The sequence below is a fragment of the Allobosea sp. genome (assembly GCF_036675845.1).
In the GTDB taxonomy this organism is placed as follows: Bacteria; Pseudomonadota; Alphaproteobacteria; order Rhizobiales; family Beijerinckiaceae; genus Allobosea.
Genome location: NZ_JAKFED010000023.1, coordinates 1 through 6,839, shown reverse-complemented (window position 1 = coordinate 6,839; position 6,839 = coordinate 1). Strand labels below are relative to the sequence as shown.

The following is a 6,839-nucleotide window of genomic DNA, read 5'->3' as shown; positions in this document are numbered from 1 at the left end:
GCCGCCGCGCCCCCCGCCACTGCGCCGCCGCCGCGGGCCGTGGCGCCGGCCCGCGCGCGCCTGCCGGTGGTGTCGGTCGAGGTCGCCGAGACGGTCACCGATGCGTCCCTCGACGACATCACCCGCAATTTCGTCCGCCACCTCGTCGATACCATGGCGCGCTTCGACGATCTGGTGGTCGTCAAGTCGCCGGAGCCGCAGGCGCGCTCGGGGGAGGGCGCCGACTACATCCTGGCGATCAGCGCCTCGCGCGCCGGCGGCGTGATCGAGGGCTTCGTCCGCTTGAGCACCGCCAGGGACGGGCGTGTCGTCTGGACCTCGTCCGGCGAACGCAATGTCGATCAGCTCGGTGACGGCTCGGCGCTGCGCGAGGCCGCGCAGGACCTGGCGATCCGACTCGCGCAGCCCTTCGGCATCCTCCATGCCGATGCCCGCCAGTCGGCGCTGACGCCGGAGGCTGGCTGCCTCTTCCTCGCCCTCAACCTGCGCCGGACGATGACGGCGGAGGATCATCTCGCCGCCCGCACCTGCCTGGAAGGCGTCGTCGCCCGCGATCCCGACTTCCACCCGGCCTGGTCGCAACTCGCCCTGCTGACGCTCGACGAGTATTCCTCCGAATTCAATGCCCGCCCCGGCTCGGCGCTCGACCGAGCGCTCGCTGCCGCCGTCACTGCGCTCCGGCTCGCCCCGTCGAGCGCCCGGGCCTACCAGGCGATGATGGATACCCTGTTCCTGCGCGGAGCGATCGACGATGCCCTGAAGGCCGGGCGGGAAGCCCTGACGCGCAACCCCTATGATCCAGACGTGATGGCGGCTCTCGGCGCCCGCTACGTCCAGCTCAACCGGCCGGAGGAGGGGCTGCCCTTGCTCGAGCGCGCCGTCTCCCTCAGCCAGGGCAGGCCGCCCTGGTACGATTTCTACCTGTACCTGGCGGCCTATCTCACCGGCGCGACCAAGCTCGCCGAAGCGCATGCCGCCCTGATCAATGCCGAGGAGACGCCGCTCGCCCTGCTCGGCCGCGCCATGGCCAGCGCCGCGAGCGGCGACAAGTTCGCCATGGAGCACGCCCTGCGGACGCTGAAGCAGAAGGTGCCGCTCTTCGATCTCGACGCGCGGCTTTATCTCATGCGCCGGGGTTTTTCCGCCGAGGTCAGCGAGCGGATCATCGCGGCGATCGGTCCCGGGGCGCTGCTGCCGCGCTAGCCTTCTAGGGCGCGCTCCCGCGACGCCGAGACCGGGGGGCGATTTTGGCGGGGAGAAAGCGGTGCGTGGCGTGCTGGCTCTCGCAGCCGCTGGCTGCGGCGGCTATCCTGTGGGCGCGGCAGGTGATTCGCCGCCTCGGCGTCTCCTCAACCCTTTTTGCGTGACCCTGCCCTTGGCTCGCATCCGCCTCAGCGCTCTTCCTCCGGCCGCCAGCGGCGTCGCCGGCTTTTCGCTGGGCGCCGCTGCCATGCTGCTGTTGCCGGGCGGCCTCGCCAATGCGCTCGGCCTGCTTTGCGCCGGGCTGGGCCTGGCCGGTTCGGCGATGCTGGCACGCCGCAACTGGGGCGGCGAGCGCGAGCAGTTGCTGGCGGCGATCGGCGAGGTCAAGGTCCGGCTGGCGACCAATGCCATCCGCCTCGATGCGATGGGCCAGCGCTTCGACCAGCTGCCGATGAGCGAGGTCGAGGCCGCGCCGGCCAAGGCGATGCTGAACGAGCTCACCGCCGAGGTCGGCCTGCTCGGCGACCTGCTGCAGCAGGTCGCGACCACGCTCGGCGACCATGACGACCAGCTGCGCCTGCTTCAGGACAGGCTCGCCGCGGCGCAAGCCCCGGCCCGCGCGGCCCTGGTCGAGCGCGCTGCTTTGCGGGCTCCCGAGCCGCTCGTCGCGGTCCGGCAGCAGAGCGTACAGGCGGCGCAGCTTCGTGCCGGCGAGGAACGCGCCGCCGAGGAACGCGCCGCGCTGATCGGCGAGGCGCTCGCCAACGGCCAGGTCGAGGTCCATCTCCAGCCCATCGTCCAGCTGCCGCAGCGCAGGACCCGCGGCTATGAGGCGCTGGTGCGCCTGCGGCTCGACGAGAAGACGCTGCTGCTCCCCGCCGAATTCCTCGAAACCGTCGAGCAGCGTGGCTTCGGCCCGACGCTGGATGCACTCGTCCTCACCCGCGCGCTGGCGATCGCCCGCCATCTCGGGACCAAGGAGGGCGAGCTCTTCGTCTCCTGCAATTTCAGCGGGGCGACCTGGGGCTCGTCGCGCGCTCTGGCGGCGCTGGCGCGCATCCTCGAGAAATACCACGCGCATATCGGCAATCTCGTCATCGAGATCCCGCAGCGGGTCTTCCGCGCGCTCGAGCCCGCGAGCCTCGGCCTGCTCGGCGCGATGTCGGCGAACGGCGTGCGCTTCGCGCTCGACCACGTCGCCGATCTGCGCCTCGATCCGGTTTCGCTGCACGATCGCGGCGTGCGCTTCGTCAAGGTCCCGGCTTCGCTCCTGCTGGCCGAAGCCAGGGGTGCGGCGGCCGCCGACATCGCCGCGGGCGACCTTGCCGCGCATCTTGCCCGCGGCGCCATCCAGCTCGTCGCCGAAGAGGTCGAGGACGACCCGATGGTGGCCGACATGCTCGATCTCGGCGTCGGCTACGGCCAGGGCATCGTCTTCTCGCCGCCGCGCCCGGTGCGGCCCGAGGTCTTCGCCGAGCCGGAGACGGAAGCGGCCGCGCCACGACCGACCCTCGCACCGACCCTCGCACCGGCCCTCGCGCCGGCGCCGGTCGCCGCCGAGATCGTCGAGTATCCGCCGCCCGCCCCCCCAGTGCCGACGCGCGTGCCGTTCCGCGACGTCCTGCGGCGCGCCAGCGCCTGAACCCGGTGTTTCCGCAGCGCTGATCCAGCCGCCGGGCTGGCCTGCCGGACGCGGGCGGCGTATTGAAGCGCCGCGCAGCCGCGCCATCTCGCCAGCCGCATTCCAGATCAAGCCGGAGTCCGCCCGTGCCGTCTTCCACCCGCCTGCTCTCCGGCGTCGCGCCGATCATCGGCCAGTACGAGCTCTGCCTCTGCGACATCTGGGGGGTCGTCCATAACGGCGTCGCCCCCTATGCCGAGGCCTGCGCCGCGTTGGCGAAGATGCGGGCCGGCGGCGTCACCGTCGTGCTGGTCTCGAACGCACCGCGTCCGCGCTCGGATATCGCCATCCAGCTCGGCCGGCTCGGCGTGCCCGGCGACGCCTTCGACGCGATCGTCACCTCCGGCGACGTGGCGCGCGACCTGATCGCAAAGCGCGCCGGCGAGCCGCTCTACCATCTCGGCCCGGATCGCGACCTGCCGCTGATGGCGGGGCTGGATGCGCCGCGCGTCGGCGCCGGCGAAGGCCACTACGTCGTCTGCACCGGCCTGTTCGACGACGAGCGCGAGACCGCCGAGAGCTATGCCGAAGCGCTGGCCGATTTCGTCCGGCGCGACCTCACCTTGATCTGCGCCAATCCCGATCTGGTGGTCGACCGCGGCGGCCGCATGGTGCCCTGCGCCGGCTCGATCGCGGTGGCCTATGAAAAGCTCGGCGGCCGGGCGATCTATGCCGGCAAGCCGCATGCGCCGATCTACGAGCTGGCGATCCGGCAAGGCGAGGAGGTCCGCGGCGAGAGCGTCGAGAAAGCGCGCATCCTCGCCATCGGCGACGCGATCCGCACCGATGTCGCCGGCGCCGTGCAGTACGGCGTGGCCTCGCTGATGTGCCTGGCCGGCATCCATGCCGAGGAGACCAAGGATCTGTCGGAGGCGGAGCTGGAAGGCTGGTTCGCCCGCCAGAGCCACCGCCCCGATTTCGCGATGCCGCAGCTCGCCTGGTGAGCGGCGAAGAGCGATAGCCGGATCAATATGCGGCCGCCCTCAGAACCCGTTTGAGAATTCGAGCCCTCATCCTGAGGAGCTGCGCGCAGCGTCTCGAAGGATGCTTCAGATGGCTCGGGAGCCTCCTGGAGCATCCTTCGAGACGCCATTCCTGCCGGAATGGCTCCTCAGGCGGCGCAGACCGACTCGATCTTCGATTTCAGCGTCTGCGCGTTGAACGGCTTGACGATGTAGTTGTTCACGCCGGCCTTCTTGGCGGCGATGACGTTCTCGGTCTTGGATTCCGCCGTGACGATGATGAACGGCGTCTCGGCGATCCGCTCTTCGTTGCGGACCTGGCGCAGCAGCTCGAAGCCGGTCATCGGCTCCATGTTCCAGTCCGAGATCACCAGCCCGTATTTCTTGTCGCGCATCTTGGCGATGGCGCTGCTGCCGTCCGAGGCGTCGTCGACATTCTCGAAGCCGAGCTGCTTCAGCAGGTTGCGGATGATCCGCACCATGGTCTGGTAGTCGTCCACCACCAGAATCGGCATCGACGGATCAAGGGCCATGGTGGAAACTCCAAGCAGACATGCGCGCCGGGAAATGCCGGCGCGCTGGCCGCTCTCCCAGAGCGGCGACCATAGGTCAATCGTGATAGCCCAGCGGTGTTTCGAAGCCGTTAACCCGGTGTCTGAGTGACGCTGGGTTATGCGTCGAATGGCGACAGGGCCCAGGCACCAAAGTTCAATGGTGCGATGCAGCGAACTGTGAAACGCTGCCTTTCGTTGCCCCGTGGTGCAGCGGCCTTGCCGCCGTTGCTGCGCATGCGAAATCGATCATGATGACCAGCACGCTCTATCAGGTTCACGCCTTCGAGGATCTGGCCGTCGGCCAGCGCGAAAGCCTGATGCGCACCGTCATGGAGCGCGACATCTCGCTCTTCGCAGACCTCTCCGGCGACGCCAATCCGATCCATCTCTGCGACCGCTATGCCGCCGGCACGAAGTTCGGCCAGCGTATCGCCCATGGCATGCTGACCGCGAGCCTGGTCTCGGCCCTGCTCGGCACCCGCCTGCCCGGGCCGGGCGCGGTCTATCTCTCGCAGACGCTGAACTTCCTCGCCCCGGTGAAAATCGGCGATGTCGTTACCGCCCAGGTCGAGGTGGTCGAGCTCGTGGCCGAGCGCCGCCGCGCCCGGCTGTTCTGCGAATGCCTGGTCGACGGCAAGGCGGTGCTCGAGGGCGAGGCCTGGGTGGCGCTGCCGCGCGCTGCGGCGAAAGCCTGATGCCGCGGCCTTGACGCTTCCGCCGGCTTGAGGCCAAACACGGCCCGCCGGAGCTTCCCGGCGTCCGGACGCTCGCGCTCCATGACCCCATCCGCCGAAGCGCCGCGCTCCGATCCGCCGGCCGCCTTCATTCTCGAACCGGGAAAACCCGTGCCGGACGCCCTGCGCGGGCGGGTGCTGGCGCTCGGCAATTTCGACGGCGTGCATCGCGGCCATGCCGAGCTGGCGCGGGTCGCCGGCGCGATGGCGGCAGGGCAGGGCGGCAAGGCGGCAGCGCTGACCTTCGAGCCGCATCCACGCTCGGTCTTCCGGCCCGACCAGCCGGTCTTCCGGCTGACGCCGGCGACGATCAAGGTCGAGCTGCTCGCCGGCCTCGGCCTTTCCCCGAGCCTCGTCCTGCCCTTCGACCGCGAGATCGCCTCGGTCGCGGCCGAGGTCTTCATCGACGAGTTGCTGCTCGGTCGGCTCGGCGCGGCCGGTCTGGTCTGCGGCTATGATTTCCATTTCGGCAAGGGCCGCACCGGCTCGCCCGAAATGCTGCAGGCGAGGGCCGGGGCGGCCGGCGTGCCGGTCGCGGTGGTCGCGCCCTATGCCTGGCAGGGCGAGCCGGTCTCCTCCACCCTGATCCGCGCCGCGCTGGAGCAGGGCGATGTCGCGCGTGCCGGCGAGTTCCTCGGCCGGCCCTGGTTCGTGCGGGGCGTGATCGCCCATGGCGACAAGCGCGGGCGCGAGCTTGGCTATCCCACCGCCAACCTGCATCTGCCCCGCGATTGCCGGCTGCGGCACGGCATCTATGCCGTGCGGATGAAGCTCGACGGCGTCTGGCGCGACGGCGTCGCCAGCTTCGGCAGCCGTCCCACCTTCGACGACGGTGCGCCGCGGCTGGAAACCTATCTCTTCGACTTCTCGGGCGATCTCTATGGCAGGACGGTCGACGTCGCCCTCGTCGCCTGGCTGCGCGGCGAGGCGAAATTCGATACGCTGCCGGCGCTGATCGCGCAGATGGACACCGACAGCCTGCAGGCGCGCGACATTCTCGGCCGGACGCCGCCCTTCCTTCCCTAGGCAACGCCTGCTAGAAGCCGCTCATGCCCGCTTTCCGCGCCAAGATCATCGACCTGTCCCGGCGAATTACGAGCCCGGCTGCCGCCCTGCGCTGACGCGCGGGCGCCTGCGCAGTCCGGGGTCTCTACCGCTTTCCCAGTTTTCGCGGGCAAGAGCGCAGCGCCAGACCGATCTGGCCCGCCTGTCCGAACCGCCCGAGCCGGATCATGACCGACAAGACCGCTGAAAAGCCCGCCCAGGACGCCAAGGCCCAGGACGCCAAAACGCAGGATTACGCGCAGACGCTGTTCCTGCCGCAGACCGAGTTCCCGATGCGGGCCGGCCTGCCCCAGCGCGAGCCCGAGTTGCTCGCCCGCTGGGCTGGGATGGACCTCTACCGCAAGCTGCGCGAGGCCGGCAAAGGCCGCGACCGCTTCGTCCTGCATGACGGCCCGCCCTATGCCAACGGCAACATCCATATCGGCCACGCCCTCAACAAGGTGCTCAAGGACCTCGTCACCCGCTCGCAGCAGATGCTCGGCCACGACTCGAACTATGTGCCGGGCTGGGACTGCCACGGCCTGCCGATCGAGTGGAAGATCGAGGAGCGGTACCGCGCCAAGGGGCTGAACAAGGACGATGTCCCGGTCGTCGAGTTCCGCAAGGAATGCCGCGCCTTCGCCGAGCACTGGGTCGACGT

At 69.9% G+C, this 6,839-nt stretch carries 6 protein-coding genes and 1 pseudogene; 6 read left to right on the top strand and 1 reads right to left on the bottom strand.

Annotated features, from left to right (window positions below; all coding sequences use genetic code 11):
- The 3 genes and pseudogenes from V6M56_RS01365 to V6M56_RS01355 all read left to right on the top strand — a co-directional run.
- A pseudogene (locus V6M56_RS01365) lies at positions 1–1,203 on the top strand (hypothetical protein); the annotation flags it as partial.
- Positions 1,204–1,375: 172 nt separating this feature from the next.
- Complete coding sequence (locus V6M56_RS01360; RefSeq protein ID WP_332680774.1) at positions 1,376–2,845, top strand: EAL domain-containing protein; 1,470 nt, start codon at positions 1,376–1,378, stop codon at positions 2,843–2,845.
- Between the two features lie 125 nt (positions 2,846–2,970).
- A complete protein-coding gene (locus V6M56_RS01355; protein ID WP_332680773.1) occupies positions 2,971–3,828 on the top strand; it encodes a TIGR01459 family HAD-type hydrolase in 858 nt (285 codons plus the stop codon).
- Between the two features lie 167 nt (positions 3,829–3,995).
- Here the strand turns inward: V6M56_RS01355 and V6M56_RS01350 are convergent, their stop codons facing one another.
- Positions 3,996–4,379 (bottom strand): response regulator, encoded by a 384-nt coding sequence (locus V6M56_RS01350; RefSeq protein WP_332680772.1) that lies wholly within the window; start codon positions 4,377–4,379, stop codon positions 3,996–3,998.
- Between the two features lie 269 nt (positions 4,380–4,648).
- Between V6M56_RS01350 and V6M56_RS01345 the strand changes: the two genes are divergently transcribed.
- From V6M56_RS01345 to V6M56_RS01335, 3 genes are all read left to right on the top strand, one after another.
- The gene (locus V6M56_RS01345) at positions 4,649–5,095 is read left to right on the top strand and encodes a MaoC family dehydratase (RefSeq protein WP_442881051.1); all 447 of its coding nucleotides are present in this window, start codon (positions 4,649–4,651) and stop codon (positions 5,093–5,095) included.
- Between the two features lie 81 nt (positions 5,096–5,176).
- Positions 5,177–6,160, top strand: coding sequence for a bifunctional riboflavin kinase/FAD synthetase (locus V6M56_RS01340; RefSeq protein WP_332680771.1), 984 nt, complete (start codon positions 5,177–5,179; stop codon positions 6,158–6,160).
- 206 nt (positions 6,161–6,366) lie between these two features.
- The coding region (locus V6M56_RS01335) for a class I tRNA ligase family protein (RefSeq protein ID WP_332680770.1) at positions 6,367–6,839 on the top strand (473 nt) is incomplete at its 3' end.

Excerpts from the sequence above, each read along its gene's own strand:
- V6M56_RS01345 (WP_442881051.1), top strand. The coding sequence starts at position 4,649 with ATGATGACCAGCACGCTCTATCAGGTTCACGCCTTCGAGGATCTGGCC.
- V6M56_RS01350 (WP_332680772.1), bottom strand. The coding sequence starts at position 4,379 with ATGGCCCTTGATCCGTCGATGCCGATTCTGGTGGTGGACGACTACCAG.
- V6M56_RS01340 (WP_332680771.1), top strand. The coding sequence starts at position 5,177 with ATGACCCCATCCGCCGAAGCGCCGCGCTCCGATCCGCCGGCCGCCTTC.